Raw genomic sequence first — 18,401 nt, forward strand, 5'->3', positions numbered from 1 at the left:
CCAACAAGACGCAATCATGAAGCCTATTCTTCCCGGCCTGCTACGCAGTACCGACGCTGTCAGCATCCATCGCAACCGCTTCATCATCGCGATGATCGTGACGCTGGCCTGCGTGCTGGAATTGCTCGACACCAGCATCGTCAACGTCGCCGTACCGCATATGATGGGGACACTCGGCGCGACGCTGGATGAAATCACCTGGGTATCGATCGGCTATGTTGTCGCCAACGTGATCGTCCTGCCGATTTCCGGCTTCCTGGCCAACCAGTTCGGCCGCCGTAACTACCTTGCGATGTCCATTCTGGTGTTCACCGTATCGTCCTGGGCTTGCGGCAATGCCCACTCGCTCGGTGAGCTGGTGTTCTGGCGCATAGTCCAGGGCCTTGGCGGTGGCGGCCTGATCGCGACAGCGCAGGCGACGATGTTCGAGGTCTTCCCACCCAAGGAAATCGCCACCTCGATGGCCATCTTTGGTATCGGCATCATGTTTGGGCCGTCCCTCGGCCCGACCGTAGGTGGCTGGCTGACCGATACCTACTCCTGGCCATGGATCTTCTATATCAACTTGCCGCTGGGCGCCGCAGCCCTGTTTCTGGTCCTGGTCTACGTACCTGACTCGGCGCATCGCAAGATCGCCGACTCGGTCGACTACCTGGGTCTGATCCTGCTGGCCATTGGCGTAGGCACGCTGCAACTGATGCTGGAGCGTGGCGAGAAGCAGGACTGGTTCGAATCGGCCGAGATCATTACCTACACGATCCTGAGTTTCGTCAGCCTGTTCGCCTTTGTCATCCGGCAGCTGGAAATCGACCATCCTATCGTCAACCTGCGCATCCTGCATGACCGCCAGTACTCGGTCGGCCTGATCTTCACGTTCTTCCTCGGCGCGGCCTTGTTCTCGACGGTATTCCTGTTCCCGGTCTATGCGCAGACGCTGATCGGCTTCGATGCCTTCCAGACCGGCATGATCATCCTGCCCTCGGCCTTGGCTGCGGCGTTCACCATGCCGGTGGCGGCCAAGCTGCTGGCGCGAGGCGTACCCGCGCGGCTGGTCATCAGCATTGGCGCCATCGTGTTCATGTATGCAATGTGGGGCCACCATCTGTTCACGACCGAATCCGGTCAGCAGGATTTCTTCTGGCCGCTGCTGCTGCGTGGCTTTGGCCTGGGCCTGGTGTTCATGCCGCTGAACAACCTGACGCTGGCCGCGGTATCGCCACGCGAGATACCGGACGCTACCGGCATCTACAACCTGACCCGGCAACTGGGCGGTAGCGTGGGCATCGCCTTGTCCGCCACCCTGCTGGTCAAGTTCGAGAACAGCAAGCGGGCGGGTCTGGTCAGCCACCTATCCAGCGACAATGACGCCATGGGCGATCGGCTGAGCCTGTTTACCCAGATGTTCGAGCAAAAGGGGCATGCCGCCATCAATGCGACGCAGAAGGCCTATGCCCTGATCGACATGCAGGTCAACAAGCAGGCGATGATGCTGGCCTTCAGCGACCTGTTCCTGATGTTCGGCGTGGCCATCTGCCTGCTGCTGCCGTTGTTGCTGTGGATGAACAAACCACCCCGCATGGCCCAGCCCACGGACGCTGCACACTGAAGACCTGCTAAATCGGCAAATGAACAGGCCGGCGCCAGCGCTGGCCGGGTAAAATCGGCACCATGAATACGATCTCCACCAACCTCGACCAGGCTCTGGCACTGCTGCAAGCCGGTGAACTGGTCGGCATTCCGACCGAGACCGTCTACGGCCTGGCGGCAGACGCTTCCAAGCCCGAGGCCGTCGCCAAGATCTTTGCCCTGAAGGGCCGGCCGGCCGACCATCCGGTGATCATCCATATCGCCGGCAAGGCACAGCTGGCCGACTGGGCGCAGGATATTCCCGACGCCGCCTGGAAGCTTGCCGATGCGTTCTGGCCGGGGTCGCTGACGCTGATCCTCAAGCGCAAGGACCATGTCCCCGACGCCGTGACTGGTGGCCAGGACACGGTTGGCTTGCGGGCCCCCGCCCACCCGCTGACCCATGAGCTGCTACAGCGCTTTGGCGGTGGACTGGCTGCGCCCTCGGCCAACCAGTTTGGCCATGTCAGCCCGACGACGGCCCAGCACGTCTATAACGAGTTTGGCGCCCGGCTGCCCTTGATCCTGGACGGCGGTCCGTGCAAGGTTGGGGTCGAGTCCACCATTGTCGGATTGACCGGCGAGCACCCCACCCTGTTACGCCCCGGTGGCGTGCCCGCAGCGGCGATCGAGTCGGTACTGGGGATCAAGCTGGTACACCACGAGAAGCCGTCTACCGCGCAGATCCGCGTATCCGGCCTGCTCGACTCTCATTACGCACCGCGGACTCCCTTGCTGGTCGGCAGCCTGTCGACATTGGAAAACGAAGCCTATCGACGCTTTGAGGCGGGTGAGAAAGTGGCCCTGCTCCACTACACGCCGCTCGGCAACACGATCTGCGGCGTGGAGACACAGGCCATGCCTGCTGACGCCGAACCCTACGCGCATACGCTTTACGCCACCCTGCGGCAGTTCGATCTTGGCGGCTTCGATGCCTTGCTGCTTGAATCACCACCGCAGCAGGCCGACTGGCTGGCCGTCAACGATCGGGTGAAGCGGGCGACTACCCGCCGGCTTGATTGATGACCGACGCGCCGGTCAAGCTGCACTGGTGGCACGACGGCCGCACCTTGGCGCTGCTGTCTGCCGCCGGCTTCTCGCTCAAGGCGATCTTCGTCAAGCTGGCCTATGCGGCCGGACCGGTCGATGCCATTACCCTGCTTGCCATGCGCATGGCACTCGCGCTGCCCGCCTTCGTCTGGCTGATACGCCAGTCAGGTGGAGAACCCCTGTCCCGTGCCGACAAGCTGGGCATGGTGATCCTTGGTATGGTCGGCTACTACCTTTCCAGCCTGTTTGATTTCCTTGGTCTGCAGTACATCACCGCCGGCCTGGAGCGGCTGATCCTGTTTACCTATCCCACCCTGGTACTGCTGATGGAGGCAGGCTGGCGCCGCAAGCCGATCAGCGGGCGGGTATGGGCGGCGATGGGGCTGTGCTACCTGGGCTTGCTGGCTGCCTTCTGGCACGACCTGCGGAACACCGAAGCCAGTGGCCGCGTGTTGCTGGGGGCGGGCTGGGTATTCCTTTCTGCCCTCACCTTTTCAGCCTACTACCTGGGTACCGGGCGCTATGTGAAGCGTCTGGGCGCAAGCCGGCTGTCCGGGCTTGCCGGCGCCGTCGCCTGCGGCTTCGTCCTGAGCCATTTCGCCTTGACGCGGCCAGTGGCCTCCTTGCTGGACCAGGCCGCCGGAGTCTGGGGCTGGGCACTGGCGATGGCGCTGGTCTCCACCGTCTTGCCGATCTGGCTGGCCGCCCGCGCAGTGGAGCGGCTGGGTGCCGGCCGTGCAGCAGCCATGGGCACCATCGGCCCGGTGCTGACCATCGTGTTCGGCTGGATCATTCTCAGCGAGCCGTTCTCGCTGATGCAGATGCTGGGACTGGGCCTGGTACTGGCCGGTGTCAGTTGGATAAGCAAGGCCAAGACCGCTTGAAGCCCGATTGCTGCTTTTTTGCTGCTCAAGCCGCTGTGCAGGCGGAACAAAGCACCGAGAGCCGTTACAATCGCGCCGTCCCACCAGAAACAAACCGAGATAACGCGTGACGCCAGATCAATACTGCGAAGACAAGGCCGCCCAGAGCGGATCCAGCTTCTATTACAGTTTCCGTTTCCTGCCGCTGGAGACGCGCCGTGCCATTACGGCGCTTTATGCCTTCTGCCGAGAAGTGGATGACGTCGTGGACGAAACCCACGACGAGAACGTCGCACGTACTACGCTCAACTGGTGGCGCTCCGAGGTGGGCAACCTGTATGCCGGCTCACCGCAGCATCCGGTGACCCGCGCCTTGCAGCCCCATGTTGCGCGCCTGGCGCTCCCCAAGGAGCAGTTGCTGCAGATCATCGACGGCATGGAGATGGACCTGACCCAGGCCCGGTACAACTCGTTCAAGGATCTGCGCGAATACTGCTACCTGGTCGCTTCGGTCGTGGGGTTGCTGTCCGCCCGCGTCTTTGGCGTGTCGGACGAAAAGACCTATGTGTACGCGGAACGGCTCGGACTGGCGTTCCAGTTGACCAATATCATCCGCGATGTAGGCGAGGATGCCCGCCGTGGTCGCATCTACCTGCCGGTGGAAGAGCTGCAACGGTTTGATGTGCCGGCAGCCGACATCCTCAATTATCGTGAGAGCGACAATTTCCGGGCCTTGATGACGTTCCAGATCGAACGCGCCGAGGGCTACTACCGTGAGGCCATGGAGGCCTTGCCGGCAGCCGACCGCAAGAACCAGCGGGCCGGGCTGGTCATGGCGGCGATCTACCGCGCCACGCTGGAAGAGATCAAGCAAGATGGTGCCGGCAAGGTACTGAACCAGCGCCTGAGCCTGACACCACTACGCAAGCTCTGGCTGGCCTGGAAGACATGGTGGTTCGCCTGAGCGACGCTGGGTGTACCCTGCACCACAGTGATAACGGATCTGAACAAATACGGACTGCCCCTTGAACCCAGCCATGAGCGTGTAAATGGACAAACTGCCCTTCTCGCCCTGGTATCTGTTCTTCGCTGCGCTGGTCATCATCGCCATCCTGGTAGCGGGCTGGCTGGAGATGCGCCAGGCAGACAGGGTGGCCATCCGCCGCCGCAAGATACGGGAAGCCGTTGAAGGGTTCCGTGTCTCCCGCACCTACCAGCGCGAGGATGGCACGCCCGAGCTGTTCCTCTATAGCGCCGACAATTCCAAGCGTCTGCTGGAATTGAGCAACCAGATTGCCAGGTACGGCCAGGGCTCTGCTTCCTGGCTGTATTTCATGCCCGAGCGGCGGCTTTTTTTCATCCTGGAACTCGTCGCCATCGAGCCCGAGGGCAATCTGCACTTTATCCAGACCATCCACCCCATCAAACCGGACCGTGCCCGCCAGGTGCTGGCACGCTACCCGGACCTGTACCGCGACATATTCCGTGAAGACATCTGATCGTACTGCCGTCATCGGCGGTGGCTACGCCGGCATGGCGGCAGCCATGACCCTGGCCAAGCTGGGCCGTGCCGTTACGGTATTCGAAGCCGGCCCGGTACTGGGTGGCCGCGCCCGTAAGGTCGAGATGGACGGCCTGGTACTCGACAATGGCCAGCACATGGCCGTCGGGGCCTACGGCACCCTGCTGGGGCTGATGAACGACGCCGGCCTCCAGGAGGCCGACGTATTTGCACGCCTGCCTATGGAGCTGGATGTCTACGATGGTCCGCAACGCGCCATGCGCCTGGCCTGCCCACGTCTGCCGGCACCCTGGCACACCCTGGCGGGTCTGCTACGGGCCGAGGGCCTGAGCTGGGCGGAACGCGGCGCCGCGATCCGGGCCATGAGCATCGCCCGGCTCAAGGGCTGGCGGCTGCAAGAAGACATGAGCGTGGCGGCATGGCTGCAGCAGCAGGGTCAATCGGCGCAATTGGTGCGCTGCCTGTGGGAGCCGCTGACGCTGGCAGCATTGAATACGCCCATAGCCGCAGCCTCTGCCCAGATACTGCTCAATGTGCTGCGCGACAGCCTGGCAGCGGAACGCGCCGCCAGCGATTTCCTGATTCCACGGACCGATCTGTCCGCCCTATTCCCCGAGGGAGCGGCACGCTATGTCGAAGCACGGGGGGGCGTCATCCAGACCGGCGCAATGATCAAGCAGTTGCAGCGGCGTGACGGTGGCTGGTATCTGGACAAGCATGACCAGCCCTACGAGCAGGTGGTCGTGGCCTTGCCGCCCCATCGCCTTGCCATGCTGGAGGACAGCAGCGGCGCGCTCGCGGCCAGCCAGGCCATGCTCGCCGAGTGGCAATGGCAGCCGATCTATACGGTCTACCTGAAATACCCGCCGGGCACCCGATTGCCCAAGCCCATGATGGGCCTGGTCGGCACCATTGCCCAATGGCTGTTCGATCGTGGCCAGTTGTGCGGCCAGGACGGCCTGCTGGCGGCCGTGGTCAGTGCGGAGGGACCACACCAGGGCTGGACGCAGGAGGTGCTGGCAGAGCGGGTCGGGGCGGAGATTGCCCGGAGCTTTCCGCAACTGCCCCAAGCTGTCTGGCAAAAGGTCATCGCCGAAAAGCGGGCCACCTTTGCCTGCGTACCCCGGCTTGCGCGCCCCGGCCATGCAACTGCACAACAGAGCCTGGTCTTAGCAGGGGACTATACAGCCGGTGACTACCCGGCCACGCTGGAGGGCGCAGTGCGCAGCGGCGTGGCGGCTGCGCAGCAACTGGCCCACAAATAGCACCGTTCATCGGCCAGGCCGCTCCGAACATGGGCCCTACGGCATTGACGGGCGGCCGGCCACATATAGTGAAGCTGTTCTTCCCAGCAACAGAGCCATGCCCCACCTTCGTTTCATTCTCCTGCCAGGATTGATCATTTCGTCCTGCCTGGCCGCCGAGCCTGCCTTGACGTTCTACACCGAGGATCTCCCCCCGTTCAGCCTGCAGAAGGCCGATGGGCAGATCAGTGGAAGCGTCACGGAAAAGATCGAACTCCTGAGCCGGCAGGCCGGTTTCAGCTACCAGGTGATCATGACGCCCTGGGCGCGCGCACTGACCTTGGCGCGCAATCAGCCCAATACCTGCGTCTATTCCACCGCCCGTACGCCGGAGCGGGAGACCTGGTTCAGTTGGATAGGCCCACTGGCCCTGAATGAAGGCATTCTCTACAGCCTGGCGGACAAGCCACTGGTTGCAACCAGCATGGAGGCTGCAATGGGGGCGCGCATCGGCGGTTATCACAGCTCCGCCAGTGCCATCTACCTGAGCAAGCGCGGCTACAACGTGATCATGTCCGCCAACCACGAGATTTCGATCAAGAACCTGCTGGCTGGCCGGCTCGACTTCTGGCTGACCAATCGTCATACCGCGGCGGCCATGATCCAGCGGCTGGGCCTGAACGGCAAGATCGTGCCGGCCTTTCCGGTGATCAACCTCGAACTCTACCTGGCGTGTAATCCCACGTTGGACGCGCAATTGCTCAAGCGGATGCGACAGGCCTACCAGCAGCTGCAAGCCAGCGGCAGCCTGGCGGCCATCGATCGGAAATACGGCGAATAGGCCTGCCAGCCTCGGCAGGCCGCAGGATCAGGCGGCGAACAACTCGTCCGCAGTTGCGACCGCCGTGCCAAGCTTGCCTACCACGATACCTGCTGCGCGATTGGACCAGCGCATGGCTTCCGGCAAGGACTGCCCCGCAGCCAGCATGGCGGCCAGGGTGGCAATCACGGTGTCGCCGGCGCCGGAGACGTCGAACACCTCCTGGGCCAGTGTCGGCTCGTTGGTCACGCCGCTGGCTTCGAACAGGCTCATGCCTTCTTCCGAACGGGTCACCAGCAGTGCATCCAGCCGCAGATCAAGCCGCAGTTGCTGGGCCTTGCGGGCCAGCTCGGCGTCGTCCGCCCAGCGGCCGGTGACTTCACGCAGTTCAGCCCGGTTCGGGGTCAGCAAGGTGGCACCGGCGTAGCGGGCGTAGTCGTCCCCCTTGGGGTCGACCAGTACCAGCTTGCCGGCGGCCCGCGCCGCTTCGATCATGGCGCGCACATGGGTCAGGCCACCCTTGCCGTAGTCAGACAGGACGACCACATCATGTTCATGCAAAGCCAGGCGGAAATCGTCCAGCTTGGCGGCCAGGACCTCATGGCTGGGGCTGTATTCGAAATCCAGCCGGATCAGTTGCTGCTGACGCGCCACCACCCGCAGCTTGACCGTAGTGGTGATGCTGGGATCACGGTGCAGGCTGGTCGCCACGCCATGGTCGTGCAGCAGTCGTTGCAGTGCGTTGCCGGCTTCGTCGTCACCCACCACCGACAGCAGGGTTGCTCGGCCACCGATAGCGGCGATATTGCGCGCCACGTTGGCGGCGCCGCCTGCGCGCTCTTCAACCCGGCTGATCTTGGCTACCGGCACGGGGGCCTCGGGCGAGATACGCTCCACATCGCCAAACCAGTAACGATCAAGCATCACGTCACCAACCACCAACACGCGTGTCTGGGCCAGCGACTGGCGGATATCTTCGTACTTCATGCGGGGAATTGCCCTTCTCTACAAGGTGTTCTCTAGCACTGGCAAGCCTGGCAACACCCGCATCATGCTGTCACGGCCGAGACTTCTCAGCGGCCGATCGCATCATAGGTAAAACCAAGCTCGCGCATCCACTGCGGATCATACAGATTGCGGCCATCGATGATCAGTGCCTGTTTGAGGCTTTGTTTGATCGCGGTGAAATCCGGACTGCGAAATTCCTTCCATTCGGTCGCGATCAGCAAGGCGTCCGCCCCGTCCAGCGCCGCCATGGGACCGCTCGCATAGCGTATGCGTTCACCCAATCGTCGGCGCGCTTCCTGGCTCGCGGCGGGATCATACGCGATCACGCTGGCGCCGCGTTGCAGCAGGCCTTCGATGACCGCCAGACTGGGTGCTTCACGCATGTCGTCGGTATTGGGCTTGAATGCCAGGCCCCACAGGGCGATCCGGCGCCCACGCAGGTCCGGGCCCAGATGCTGCACCAACTTGTCCACGAGCCGCTGCTTCTGGGCCTCGTTGGCGCGTTCAACGGCGCTCAGCACATGCAAGTTCACCTCATGCTCGGCCGCAGTACGACGCAAGGCCTTGATGTCCTTGGGAAAGCAGGAACCGCCGTACCCCAGGCCCGGATACAGGAAGTGATAGCCGATGCGCGGATCGGCGCCGATCCCCCGGCGTACCAGCTCGATATCGGCACCCAGCGCTTCCGCCAGGTTGGCCAGCTCGTTCATGAAGGAAATACGGGTGGCCAGCATGGCATTGGCGGCGTACTTGGTCAGCTCCGCCGAGCGTACGTCCATGCTCACCAAGCGCTCATGATTGCGCTGGAATGGCTGATACAGGATGCGCAACAGCTGGGTGGCCTGTTCATCGTCGCTGCCGATCACGATCCGGTCCGGCCGCATGAAGTCTTCGACCGCCGCGCCTTCTTTCAGGAACTCCGGGTTGGAGACCACAGCATAGGGCAATGTCCGGCCACGCTCGCGCAACGCCTCGCCGATGACCGCCTTTACCCGGTCGGCCGTTCCCACTGGCACGGTGGATTTATTTACGATCACCTTATAGCCGTCCATGCGCTCGCCGATGCTGCGTGCCGCGGCAACCACATGTTGCAGGTCGGCCGAACCATCCTCGCCCGGCGGTGTGCCCACTGCGATCATCTGCAACTCGCCGTAGGCTACGGCTTCATCCACGTTCGTCGTAAAGCGCAGGCGGCCGGCCGTCACGTTGCGCCTGACCATGGCCTCCAGCCCCGGTTCATAGAGCGGAACACCGCCCTCCCGCAACAGCGCAATCTTGGTGGCATCCAGATCGAGGCACATCACCTCGTTGCCGACATCGGCGAGGCATGCCCCGCTAACCAGACCCACATAACCCGTGCCAATGATGGTGAGTTTCATGCGCTGCCTCCTGTCCCGAATGGCGACAAGCGTAGCGATGACGGATTTCAGTCTGGCGACAGCGAGGTGACAGTCTGTGTAGGAAGGGTGGCCTACACCCGCCGGGCCGGAAGCGTCCGGTCGGCGGGTGTGGCGGAACGGATCAGCCCAGGGCCAGGCTGTCGTTGATGGCTTGCAGGGTGGCCAGCGGATCGGCGCTCTGCGTGATGGGCCGGCCGATGACCAGGTAGTCGGCACCGGCGGCAACAGCAGCCTCCGGCGTCATGATGCGACGCTGGTCATCCGCAACGCTGCTGGCCAGGCGTATGCCCGGGGTGACCAGCTTGAAGTCGGCACCGCAGAGTTTTTTCAGTACGGAAGCCTCCTGGGCGGAACAGACCACGCCGTCGAGGCCGCAATCCAGCGTCAGCCTCGCCAGTAGCGGTACCTGTACGGCCGGCTCCGGCAGACCGATCTCGGCCAGGTCGGCGCCATCCATGCTGGTCAGCACGGTCACCGCGATCAAGAGCGGCCGGTGACGCTCGGCATCAAGCGCCTCACGGGCCGCCAGCATCATCTTGCGGCCACCGGAGGCGTGCACGTTGACCATCCATACTCCCAGCCTGGCAGATGCCTTGACGGCCTGGGCGACGGTGTTGGGAATATCGTGGAATTTCAGATCGAGGAATATCTCGAAACCCTTGGCTACCAGGGCCTCGACCAGTTGCGGACCGGCAACGGTGAAGAGTTCCTTGCCGACCTTCAGCCGGCAAAGTGCAGGGCTGACACGATCAGCGAAGGCCAGCGCCTGGGCGGCGTCGGGATAGTCTAGCGGGACGATGATGCGGGGGTCGTTCGACATGATGGCTCCTAGTTCATGGCCGCATGGCCAGCCGGGCTGGTGAGGGGTACCGCACCCTTGGCGGCACCCGGCGGGATCAGGCTTTTATCTGGCCACGGCTGGGGAGAAAGCTCTCCCAGTCGTTACAGGCCGGGCAACGCCAGAAGTACTGGCGTGCCTTGAAGCCACACGAGGCACAGTGATACATGCTCAGGCCGCGCGTAGCCTCCTGGGTGAGGCGCAGCATGGTATCGAGCTCGGCCTGTCGCTCCGGCGGCGCGGCCTTGGCCTGCGCTTCCAGCAGCTTGAGCAGTCCGGCCATATTGGGGTTGCGCCGCAACTCCTCGCGCAGCCAGTCGTAAGAGGCCTGCTCGGATTCGGTTGCGGCCAGGCGCTCGACCACCACATCCAGCATGTCGAGCTCATGGTAGGTGGCAAGAAAGCCTTTCAGCAGTGCGGTACCCTCTTCCGGCTTGCCGAGCTTGTCGTAGGCGTCCAGCAGCTTGCGGGCAGCGAACGGCAGGAAGCGGTGGTCCTGCGACTCGATGCGCAGCCAGGCCTCGATGGCCGCCGAATAGTTGCCTTCATTGGCGGCAAGATCGCCCAGCAGCAGGTTGGCCCGTACGCACTTGCGATGCTCGGCCAGTGCCTGCTGCAGGAATTGCCGTGCCTCGGCGGGCTGCGAACGGGTCATCGCACCCGTCGCCAGCTCGCAATAGAACTCAGCGATTTCATGTTGGTAGGTATGACTGGTATCGCGCAGTTGCTGGGCGGTCTCGATGGCCTTGTTCCACTCTTTTTCCTGCTGGTAGATATCCAGCAGGTGGCGGCGGGCAGAACGGGCGAATTCGGTGTCGTCGAGCTTGCCGAACAGCTCCTCGGCACGGTCGAACAAGCCGGCCTTCATGAAGTCCAGCGCCAGCTCGAACTGGGCGGTCTGCTTCTCGAATGGCTTGAGCTCAGGCCGATCCAGCAGCTTCTGGTGCATGCGGACGGCCCGTTCGATCTCACCCTTGCGGCGGAACAGATGGCCCAGGGCGAATTGCAGCTCGATGGTTTCGCTATGGTTGCGAGCGAGATCGACAAACACCTCGACCGCCTTGTCGGTACGGTCATTGAGCAGATGGTTCAGCCCTTCGAAATACTGCCTGGGCAGGAGCTTGGAATCGGACAGGATATGGCGGATGTCAACACGCGCAGCCAGCCAGCCGAGGCCAAAGCAAAGGGGGAAAAGTATCAGCCACCAGGCTTCGAATTCCACAGGGTGTTTCCTTGTTGTTATGAGTTTGGCTGACGGACGCTTCCAGAAACCTCATTTTCGTCGCGATGCGGCGTTGCTCGTGAAAAATTTCTCCTTACATATCAAACGTATGCTGCGTCGAAATTTTCCAGTCGCGCCTTGCCTCGCTTAGAAACTGAGATTCCTGAAAGCGCCCTAACGGATCAGATCACGGCATCCAGCGGCTGCGCCGGCTCGATGCGGCGTATCGCGGCGGCAACCGGCTCGCTGGCGGTCGCTTCTGCCAGCTGCTGGCGAGTCGCCTGCAGCTCGCGCCGCAGACGGGTGAGCGGCAACAGCAGGGTCAGTACGCCGGCGATGGCGCCCAGCGTGAAGAACAACAGCAGGTAGACGATCAGCGAAGCCTGCCAACTGGTATCAAGCAGGCCATACAGCACGACCCGATGGGTGTTTTTGACGGCAAAGGCAAACAGGATCAGGAAGACAACAATCTTGATGAACCAGGCAAGGTAGCGCACGGATAGTCCCCTAGTCACGCATGGGCGGACATGAACGAGGGCTGCATTTTAACCCGAGCACCCAAAGAAAAACGCGACGTCTTGCGACGCCGCGTTTTTCTTGATGCTAGACCGGTAGATAGTCTGGACTAGGCGTCCTGGCTATCCACTCGCTCGCGCAGCTCCTTACCAGCCTTGAAGTGAGGCACATACTTCTCCGGCACCGCGACTTTCGTCCCGGATTTCGGATTGCGCCCCACACGCGGCGGGCGGTAATTCAGGTCAAAGCTACCGAACCCCCGAATTTCGATCCGCTGGCCACTGGCGAGACTGGTCGCCATGGCATCGAGGATCGTCTTCACGGCCAGTTCGGCATCCTTCGCCACAAGCTGCGGGTACCGCTCCGCGAGCTTGGCGATCAGCTCGGACTTGGTCATGGGGCTACCGGACGACATCGCGGCTTACTCTTGGTTGCCCGAGAGCTTGGCCTTCAGCAGAGCGCCCAGGCTGGTCGTACCGGCATTGCCAGCAGACTCAGTGGAAGCCAGCTTGGTGATGGCGCTGGAGTCGTCGGCGCTGTCCTTGGCCTTGATCGACAGGTTGATCGAACGGTTCTTGCGATCAACGTTGATGATCATGGCTTCGACTTCTTCGCCGTCCTTCAGCACGGTAGCGATGTTCTCGACGCGATCACGCGAGACTTCGGTAGCGCGCAGGTAGCCTTCAACTTCTTCGCTCAGGGCAATGACAGCACCCTTGGCGTCCATCGACTTGACGGTACCCTTGACGATAGCGCCCTTGTCGTAGGTCGACACGTAGTTGTTGAACGGATCACCTTCCATTTGCTTGATGCCCATGGAGATGCGCTCACGCTCAACATCAATGGACAGCACCAGGGCTTCAACTTCGTCGCCCTTCTTGAAGTTGCGAACCGCTTCTTCGCCTGGCAGGTTCCAGGACAGGTCCGACAGGTGAACCAGGCCATCGATGCCGCCTGGCAGACCAATGAACACGCCGAAGTCGGTAATCGACTTGATCGCGCCCTTGATCTTGTCACCCTTCTTGTAGGTGGCTTGGAAATCGTCCCAAGGATTGGACATGCACTGCTTCATGCCCAGGCTGATACGACGACGGTCTTCGTCGATCTCAAGAATCATGACTTCGACTTCATCGCCCAGTTGAACGACCTTGGTCGGGTGGATGTTCTTGTTGGTCCAGTCCATTTCGGACACGTGGACCAGACCTTCGATACCTTGTTCGATTTCAACGAATGCACCGTAGTCGGTGATGTTCGTGACCTTGCCGAACAGGCGGGTGTTTTGCGGGTAACGACGACCCAGGCCCACCCACGGATCTTCGCCGAGCTGCTTGAGGCCCAGGGAAACGCGGTTCTTCTCTTGGTCGAACTTCAGTACCTTGGCGGTCACTTCGTCGCCAACGGTCAGCACTTCGGACGGGTGCTTCACACGACGCCATGCCAGGTCGGTGATGTGCAGCAGACCATCGATACCGCCCAGGTCCACGAACGCACCGTAGTCGGTGATGTTCTTGACGATACCCTTGACGGTAGCGCCTTCGGACAAGGTGGACAGCAGCTTTTCGCGCTCTTCACCCATGGTTTCTTCCAGCACGGCGCGACGCGAGACAACCACGTTGTTGCGCTTGCGATCGAGCTTGATAACCTTGAACTCGATGTCCTTGCCTTCGAACGGAGTGGTGTCCTTGATCGGGCGGATGTCGACCAGCGAACCCGGCAGGAATGCGCGGATGCCGTTGATCATGACGGTCAGACCGCCCTTGACCTTGCCGGAGATCAGACCAGTCTTGATGATGCCCTGTTCCAGCGCTTCTTCCAGGTCAATCCAGGCGGCGAGGCGCTTGGCCTTGTCGCGCGACAGCTTGGTCTCGCCAAAGCCGTTTTCAACGCTGTCGATGGCGACTTGAACGAAGTCACCCACCTTGACGTCGACCACACCTTGGTCGTTCTTGAATTCATTGATGTCGATCAGCGACTCGGACTTCAGGCCGGCGTTGACGATCACCACCTTGTCTTCGACAGCAACCACTTCAGCAGTGATCACTTCACCCGAGCGCATCTCTTGGCGCGCGAGGCTTTCCTCGAAGAGGGCGGCAAAACTTTCCATGGAAGAAACAGCGGTAGTCATTTCAGATTTATCCAGATAGCCCACGTGTACTGCCTGTGGGGTCAAGTTTAAAAACGCCAGCCCCGCGTTGCGCAGGGTCTGGCTCCGCTACGGCGTCGATCTGGCATCGACACCGTAGTTTGCCCAGTCATCTGGGCGAAACTTCTTTCCACCAATCGAGCACGGTACGTACTGCCTGCTCGACGGTAAGCGCAGTCGTATCAAGCAGTCGGGCGTCCGGCAGTTGCTGCAATGGCGCCACTGTGCGGGCGCGGTCACGCGCATCACGCTGCTCAATGTCCTGCAAAATCTGCGCGATCATAACCGATTCCCCTTTTGCAATCAACTGCTTATAGCGTCGATTGGCGCGTTCTTCCGCGCTGGCGGTCAAAAACACCTTGAGCGGCGCCGCCGGGAAGACCACGGAGCCCATGTCGCGACCGTCGGCGACAAGCCCCGGAGCGCGGGCAAAATCACGCTGGCGCTGCAGCAAGGCATCCCGCACGGAGGGAAGCACTGCCACGCGGGAAGCGCCTTCACCAACCGATTCAGCGCGAATCAGCTCGGTCGCGTCTTCGCCGTCCAGCAGGATCATGCCTTCCAGGAAAGCGACGTCCAGCCCGGCCGCCACGGCGCAGATCGCCCGTTCGTCGTCCAGCGAAAGTCCCCGCATCTGCGCGGCCAGCGCAGTCAACCGATATAAGGCGCCGGAATCCAGGTAGTGCCAGCCCAGCGCGGCTGCAACACGGGCTGCAACCGTACCCTTGCCGGAGGCCGACGGGCCATCAATGGCGATTACCGAAACGGTCTTCATGCGCTATCCATCCCTGAGGCGTATTTCCAAAACGGGCCGGATTCTGCGCGCTTGTCCGCACAAAGTCGACCCGCGCCGCAAACGATTGCCGTGCGCGTCAACTTCCCCTGCCTTGCGCGCTGCGGCTACACTGGGCCACCTGCCATCGCACTGCAACATTTCAATCCCGGTCCCCATATGGAATATCTCGATCTCTCCCCCAGCACCGCCACCGCCGGCACCGTTCGCCTGCCCGGTTCCAAGAGCATCTCCAACCGTACCTTGCTACTGGCCGCGCTGAGCGAAGGCAGTACCGAGGTCAAGGGACTGCTGGATTCGGACGACACCCGCCGCATGCTGGAGGCACTGACCGCCCTGGGTGTGAATTGGCAACAGACCGGGGAGCGCGACTACCGGGTCAACGGCGTGGCCGGGCAGTTTCCCGTCAAGCAGGCAGACCTGTTTCTCGGCAATGCAGGAACGGCGTTCCGGCCGCTGACAGCCGCACTGGCGCTGATGGATGGCGAATACAAGCTCAGTGGCGTCCCCCGCATGCATGAGCGCCCGATCGGCGATCTGGTGGATGCCTTGCGGGAACTGGGCGCACAGATTGAATACCTCGGCAACGACGACTATCCGCCGCTGGCTATCAAGCCCTGGCAGAACCAGCGCAACGAAAAGCCCGGCCTGCGTACCCGTGTCCGCGGCGATGTGTCGAGCCAGTTCCTGACCGCCTTGCTGATGGCCCTGCCGCTGAGCGGAGAAGACGTACGGATCGAAGTGATCGGCGAGCTGATCTCCAAGCCTTATATCGAAATCACGCTGAACCTGATGCGCCGCTTTGGCCTGCAGGTCGAACGACGCGGCTGGAACGAGTTCCATCTGCCGGCTGGTCAGCATTACCAGAGCCCCAGAACCATCCACGTGGAGGGCGATGCCAGCTCGGCGTCTTACTTCCTGGCGGCCGGTGCACTGGGCGGCGGCCCGGTAAGGGTGGAAGGCGTGGGCGCCGACTCCATCCAGGGTGACGTGAAGTTCGCCGACACCCTGGCCCAGATGGGCGCATTGATTGCCTTGGGCGAGGACTGGATCGAAGCCACCGGCCCGGTCGCGGCCCGTGGCGGCAAGCTCAAGGCCATCGATGCCGACCTGAACCATATCCCCGATGCCGCCATGACCATCGCAGTCCTGGCCCTGTTTGCCGACGGCACGACGACCATCCGCAATGTTGCCAGCTGGCGTGTGAAGGAAACCGACCGCCTGGCCGCCATGGCGACCGAGCTGCGCAAGGTCGGCGCCACCGTCGAAGAAGGCGCGGACTACCTGCGCATCACCCCGCCGGCGCGGTTGACGCCGAACGCGGTGATCGACACCTATGACGACCATCGCATGGCCATGTGCTTCTCGCTGGTGGCCGTGGGTGGCACGCCGATCCGTATCAACGACCCCAAATGCGTGGGCAAAACCTTCCCGGAATACTTCGACGTCTTGTCGACGGTAGCCCGGTGAGCTGAGCACAAGCCGGGCAGGAATTTGCCCAGCGGCCTGCGCGCCCCGTAAAATCGGGACAACGCATATCTACAAACCCCTCTGCGGAGGGGCTTGTCATTTCAGGACCTATAAAAATCATGTCATTACTCCCCCTGTTGAATGGGCGCTTTGCTGCCGCCCTCGCCCAAGTCGGCGCACCCGACGCCCAGCCGCTGGTGCAGACCGCGGGCCGCCCAGAGTTTGGCGACTACCAGATGAACGGCGTCATGGGGGCCGCCAAGGCGCTGAAGCTCAACCCGCGCGAACTGGCCCAGAAGGTCATCGATGCCGTGGACCTGGCTGGCATCGCCCAGCAACTGGAAATCGCCGGCCCGGGCTTCATCAATATCAAGCTTGATGACGGCTTTCTGGCCCAGCATGTCGAGACCGCAGCCGAGGCGCCCAAGCTGGGCGTGACCGCCCTGCCCCGCCAGAAGGTGATGGTGGAGTATTCCTCCGTCAACCTGGCCAAGGAAATGCATATCGGCCACCTGCGCGGCGGCATTATTGGTGACTCGCTGGCCCGTATCCAGGATTTTGTCGGCCAGGAGGTCATCCGCCAGAACCACGTGGGCGACTGGGGTACCCAGTTCGGCATGCTGGTCGCCTACATGGTCGAGATACGCAAGACCGGAGGCGACGCCTTCGAGCTGACCGACCTCGACAGCTTCTACAAGAAGTCCAAGGTGCGCTTCGACGAAGATCCGGCCTTTGCCGACACCGCGCGTGAATACGTAGTAAAGCTGCAAGGCGGTGACACGGAAGTCCTGGCGCTGTGGAAGCAGTTCGTCGAAATCTCGCTCGAACATTGCAATACCATCTACCGCAAGCTGGGCCTGCTGCTGACCAACGACGACGTGCGCGGCGAGAGCTTCTATAACGACGACCTGCCGGTGCTGGTAGGCGAATTGCGCGAGCAAGGCCTGCTGACCGAAGACCAGGGTGCCCAGGTGGTGTTCCTGGACGAGTTCAAGAACAAGGAAGGCGAGCCAGCCGCCTATATCGTGCAAAAGCAGGGGGGCGGCTATCTCTACGCCACGACCGACCTGGGTGCAGTCCGCTACCGTGCCCGCACGCTAAAGATCGACCGCTGCCTGTACGTGGTGGATGCCCGCCAAGGCCTGCATTTCCAGCAATTGTTCACCACGGCTCGCAAGGCAGGATTCGCACCTGCCAGCATGCTGCTGGAGCATATTGCCCACGGCACCATCATGGGTCCGGATGGCAAGCCGCTGAAAACCCGCTCGGGCGACACGGTCAAGCTGGGCGACCTGCTCGATGAAGCCATCGAGCGTGCCTACAAGCTGGTGACCGAGAAGAATCCGGACCAGGACGAAGCTGCCCGCCGCGACATCGCCGCCGCGGTCGGTATCGGCGCACTCAAGTACGCCGATCTCTCCAAGAACCGCAATACCGACTACATCTTCGACTGGGACGCCATGCTGTCCTTCGAAGGTAATACCGCGCCCTATCTCCAGTACGCCTATACGCGGGTCAAGAGCATCTTCCGCAAGGTCGACAACTGGGACCGGAACGCCAAGGTAGCGCTGACCCAACCGGCGGAGCATGCGCTGGCACTGGAACTGGCGCGTTTTGCCGACGTGGTGCACCAGGTAGCCCGAGACAGCCAGCCGCACTTCCTGTGCGCCTACCTGTACAACGTGGCCACGGCGTTCTCGCGCTTCTACGAGGCCTGCCCGGTCATTCAGGACGGCGAAGTCAACGCCAGCCGCATCCGGCTGTGCGACCTTGCCGCCAAGACCCTGTCCACCGGTCTGGGCCTGCTGGGCATCCAGGTACTGGAAGCGATGTAAGCGCAGCGACTGCCTGCAGCAAAACAAAACGGCCGGGTTTCCCCGGCCGTT

At 62.2% G+C, this 18,401-nt stretch carries 17 protein-coding genes; 9 read left to right on the forward strand and 8 right to left on the reverse strand.

Annotated features, from left to right (window positions below; all coding sequences use genetic code 11):
* Positions 1–16 precede the first annotated feature (16 nt).
* The 7 genes from ACYVHK_RS07420 (at position 17) to ACYVHK_RS07450 (ending at position 7,146) form a co-directional block, all read left to right on the forward strand.
* Positions 17–1,606 carry an efflux MFS transporter permease gene (locus ACYVHK_RS07420; protein ID WP_460529224.1) on the forward strand — a complete coding sequence of 530 codons (1,590 nt, stop codon included), beginning with the start codon at positions 17–19 and terminating at the stop codon, positions 1,604–1,606.
* 62 nt (positions 1,607–1,668) lie between these two features.
* Positions 1,669–2,649 carry an L-threonylcarbamoyladenylate synthase gene (locus tag ACYVHK_RS07425; RefSeq protein ID WP_460529227.1) on the forward strand — a complete coding sequence of 327 codons (981 nt, stop codon included), beginning with the start codon at positions 1,669–1,671 and terminating at the stop codon, positions 2,647–2,649.
* The gene (locus tag ACYVHK_RS07430) at positions 2,649–3,560 is read left to right on the forward strand and encodes a DMT family transporter (protein ID WP_460529230.1); all 912 of its coding nucleotides are present in this window, start codon (positions 2,649–2,651) and stop codon (positions 3,558–3,560) included. Before ACYVHK_RS07425 ends, ACYVHK_RS07430 begins: the two co-directional genes overlap by 1 nt.
* A gap of 106 nt (positions 3,561–3,666) precedes the next feature.
* Positions 3,667–4,503: a phytoene/squalene synthase family protein gene (gene hpnD / locus ACYVHK_RS07435; RefSeq protein WP_460529233.1), complete on the forward strand. Its 837-nt coding sequence runs from the start codon at positions 3,667–3,669 to the stop codon at positions 4,501–4,503.
* Positions 4,504–4,588: 85 nt separating this feature from the next.
* On the forward strand, positions 4,589–5,038 hold the full coding sequence (locus ACYVHK_RS07440; RefSeq protein WP_460529236.1) for a hypothetical protein: 450 nt from the start codon (positions 4,589–4,591) through the stop codon (positions 5,036–5,038).
* The gene (gene hpnE, locus ACYVHK_RS07445) at positions 5,025–6,326 is read left to right on the forward strand and encodes a hydroxysqualene dehydroxylase HpnE (RefSeq protein ID WP_460529239.1); all 1,302 of its coding nucleotides are present in this window, start codon (positions 5,025–5,027) and stop codon (positions 6,324–6,326) included. Before ACYVHK_RS07440 ends, hpnE begins: the two co-directional genes overlap by 14 nt.
* A 97-nt stretch (positions 6,327–6,423) precedes the next feature.
* Positions 6,424–7,146 (forward strand): substrate-binding periplasmic protein, encoded by a 723-nt coding sequence (locus tag ACYVHK_RS07450; RefSeq protein WP_460529242.1) that lies wholly within the window; start codon positions 6,424–6,426, stop codon positions 7,144–7,146.
* Between the two features lie 27 nt (positions 7,147–7,173).
* Here ACYVHK_RS07450 and rfaE1 read toward each other — a convergent pair whose 3' ends face one another.
* From rfaE1 to cmk, 8 genes are all read right to left on the reverse strand, one after another.
* Entirely contained in the window at positions 7,174–8,112 is a 939-nt protein-coding gene (gene rfaE1 / locus ACYVHK_RS07455) for a bifunctional heptose 7-phosphate kinase/heptose 1-phosphate adenyltransferase (RefSeq protein ID WP_460529245.1), read from the reverse strand.
* A gap of 86 nt (positions 8,113–8,198) precedes the next feature.
* Positions 8,199–9,512 (reverse strand): UDP-glucose dehydrogenase family protein, encoded by a 1,314-nt coding sequence (locus ACYVHK_RS07460; RefSeq protein ID WP_460529248.1) that lies wholly within the window; start codon positions 9,510–9,512, stop codon positions 8,199–8,201.
* A gap of 142 nt (positions 9,513–9,654) precedes the next feature.
* The gene (pyrF, locus tag ACYVHK_RS07465) at positions 9,655–10,353 is read right to left on the reverse strand and encodes an orotidine 5'-phosphate decarboxylase (protein WP_460529251.1); all 699 of its coding nucleotides are present in this window, start codon (positions 10,351–10,353) and stop codon (positions 9,655–9,657) included.
* Between the two features lie 76 nt (positions 10,354–10,429).
* Positions 10,430–11,593, reverse strand: a complete 1,164-nt coding sequence (gene lapB / locus ACYVHK_RS07470; protein WP_460529254.1) for a lipopolysaccharide assembly protein LapB — start codon at positions 11,591–11,593, stop codon at positions 10,430–10,432.
* Between the two features lie 182 nt (positions 11,594–11,775).
* Positions 11,776–12,090: a LapA family protein gene (locus tag ACYVHK_RS07475; RefSeq protein ID WP_460529256.1), complete on the reverse strand. Its 315-nt coding sequence runs from the start codon at positions 12,088–12,090 to the stop codon at positions 11,776–11,778.
* A 128-nt stretch (positions 12,091–12,218) separates the two neighbouring features.
* A complete protein-coding gene (locus tag ACYVHK_RS07480) occupies positions 12,219–12,506 on the reverse strand; it encodes an integration host factor subunit beta (RefSeq protein ID WP_331988384.1) in 288 nt (95 codons plus the stop codon).
* 24 nt (positions 12,507–12,530) lie between these two features.
* A complete protein-coding gene (gene rpsA, locus ACYVHK_RS07485) occupies positions 12,531–14,234 on the reverse strand; it encodes a 30S ribosomal protein S1 (RefSeq protein ID WP_460529259.1) in 1,704 nt (567 codons plus the stop codon).
* A gap of 127 nt (positions 14,235–14,361) precedes the next feature.
* Positions 14,362–15,027, reverse strand: coding sequence for a (d)CMP kinase (cmk, locus tag ACYVHK_RS07490; protein ID WP_460529262.1), 666 nt, complete (start codon positions 15,025–15,027; stop codon positions 14,362–14,364).
* Positions 15,028–15,204: 177 nt separating this feature from the next.
* Between cmk and aroA the strand changes: the two genes are divergently transcribed.
* Together aroA and argS are read left to right on the forward strand one after the other, a co-directional pair.
* The gene (gene aroA / locus ACYVHK_RS07495; RefSeq protein WP_460529265.1) at positions 15,205–16,515 is read left to right on the forward strand and encodes a 3-phosphoshikimate 1-carboxyvinyltransferase; all 1,311 of its coding nucleotides are present in this window, start codon (positions 15,205–15,207) and stop codon (positions 16,513–16,515) included.
* Between the two features lie 119 nt (positions 16,516–16,634).
* The gene (gene argS, locus ACYVHK_RS07500) at positions 16,635–18,350 is read left to right on the forward strand and encodes an arginine--tRNA ligase (RefSeq protein WP_460529268.1); all 1,716 of its coding nucleotides are present in this window, start codon (positions 16,635–16,637) and stop codon (positions 18,348–18,350) included.
* Positions 18,351–18,401: the final 51 nt, after the last annotated feature.

Source organism: Chitinimonas naiadis (genome assembly GCF_054780835.1).

Excerpts from the sequence above, each read along its gene's own strand:
- ACYVHK_RS07450 (WP_460529242.1), top strand. The coding sequence starts at position 6,424 with ATGCCCCACCTTCGTTTCATTCTCCTGCCAGGATTGATCATTTCGTCC.
- rpsA (WP_460529259.1), bottom strand. The coding sequence starts at position 14,234 with ATGACTACCGCTGTTTCTTCCATGGAAAGTTTTGCCGCCCTCTTCGAG.
- ACYVHK_RS07420 (WP_460529224.1), top strand. The coding sequence starts at position 17 with ATGAAGCCTATTCTTCCCGGCCTGCTACGCAGTACCGACGCTGTCAGC.
- aroA (WP_460529265.1), top strand. The coding sequence starts at position 15,205 with ATGGAATATCTCGATCTCTCCCCCAGCACCGCCACCGCCGGCACCGTT.
- ACYVHK_RS07430 (WP_460529230.1), top strand. The coding sequence starts at position 2,649 with ATGACCGACGCGCCGGTCAAGCTGCACTGGTGGCACGACGGCCGCACC.
- ACYVHK_RS07425 (WP_460529227.1), top strand. The coding sequence starts at position 1,669 with ATGAATACGATCTCCACCAACCTCGACCAGGCTCTGGCACTGCTGCAA.
- cmk (WP_460529262.1), bottom strand. The coding sequence starts at position 15,027 with ATGAAGACCGTTTCGGTAATCGCCATTGATGGCCCGTCGGCCTCCGGC.
- ACYVHK_RS07480 (WP_331988384.1), bottom strand. The coding sequence starts at position 12,506 with ATGACCAAGTCCGAGCTGATCGCCAAGCTCGCGGAGCGGTACCCGCAG.
- argS (WP_460529268.1), top strand. The coding sequence starts at position 16,635 with ATGTCATTACTCCCCCTGTTGAATGGGCGCTTTGCTGCCGCCCTCGCC.
- rfaE1 (WP_460529245.1), bottom strand. The coding sequence starts at position 8,112 with ATGAAGTACGAAGATATCCGCCAGTCGCTGGCCCAGACACGCGTGTTG.
- pyrF (WP_460529251.1), bottom strand. The coding sequence starts at position 10,353 with ATGTCGAACGACCCCCGCATCATCGTCCCGCTAGACTATCCCGACGCC.
- ACYVHK_RS07460 (WP_460529248.1), bottom strand. The coding sequence starts at position 9,512 with ATGAAACTCACCATCATTGGCACGGGTTATGTGGGTCTGGTTAGCGGG.
- ACYVHK_RS07440 (WP_460529236.1), top strand. The coding sequence starts at position 4,589 with ATGGACAAACTGCCCTTCTCGCCCTGGTATCTGTTCTTCGCTGCGCTG.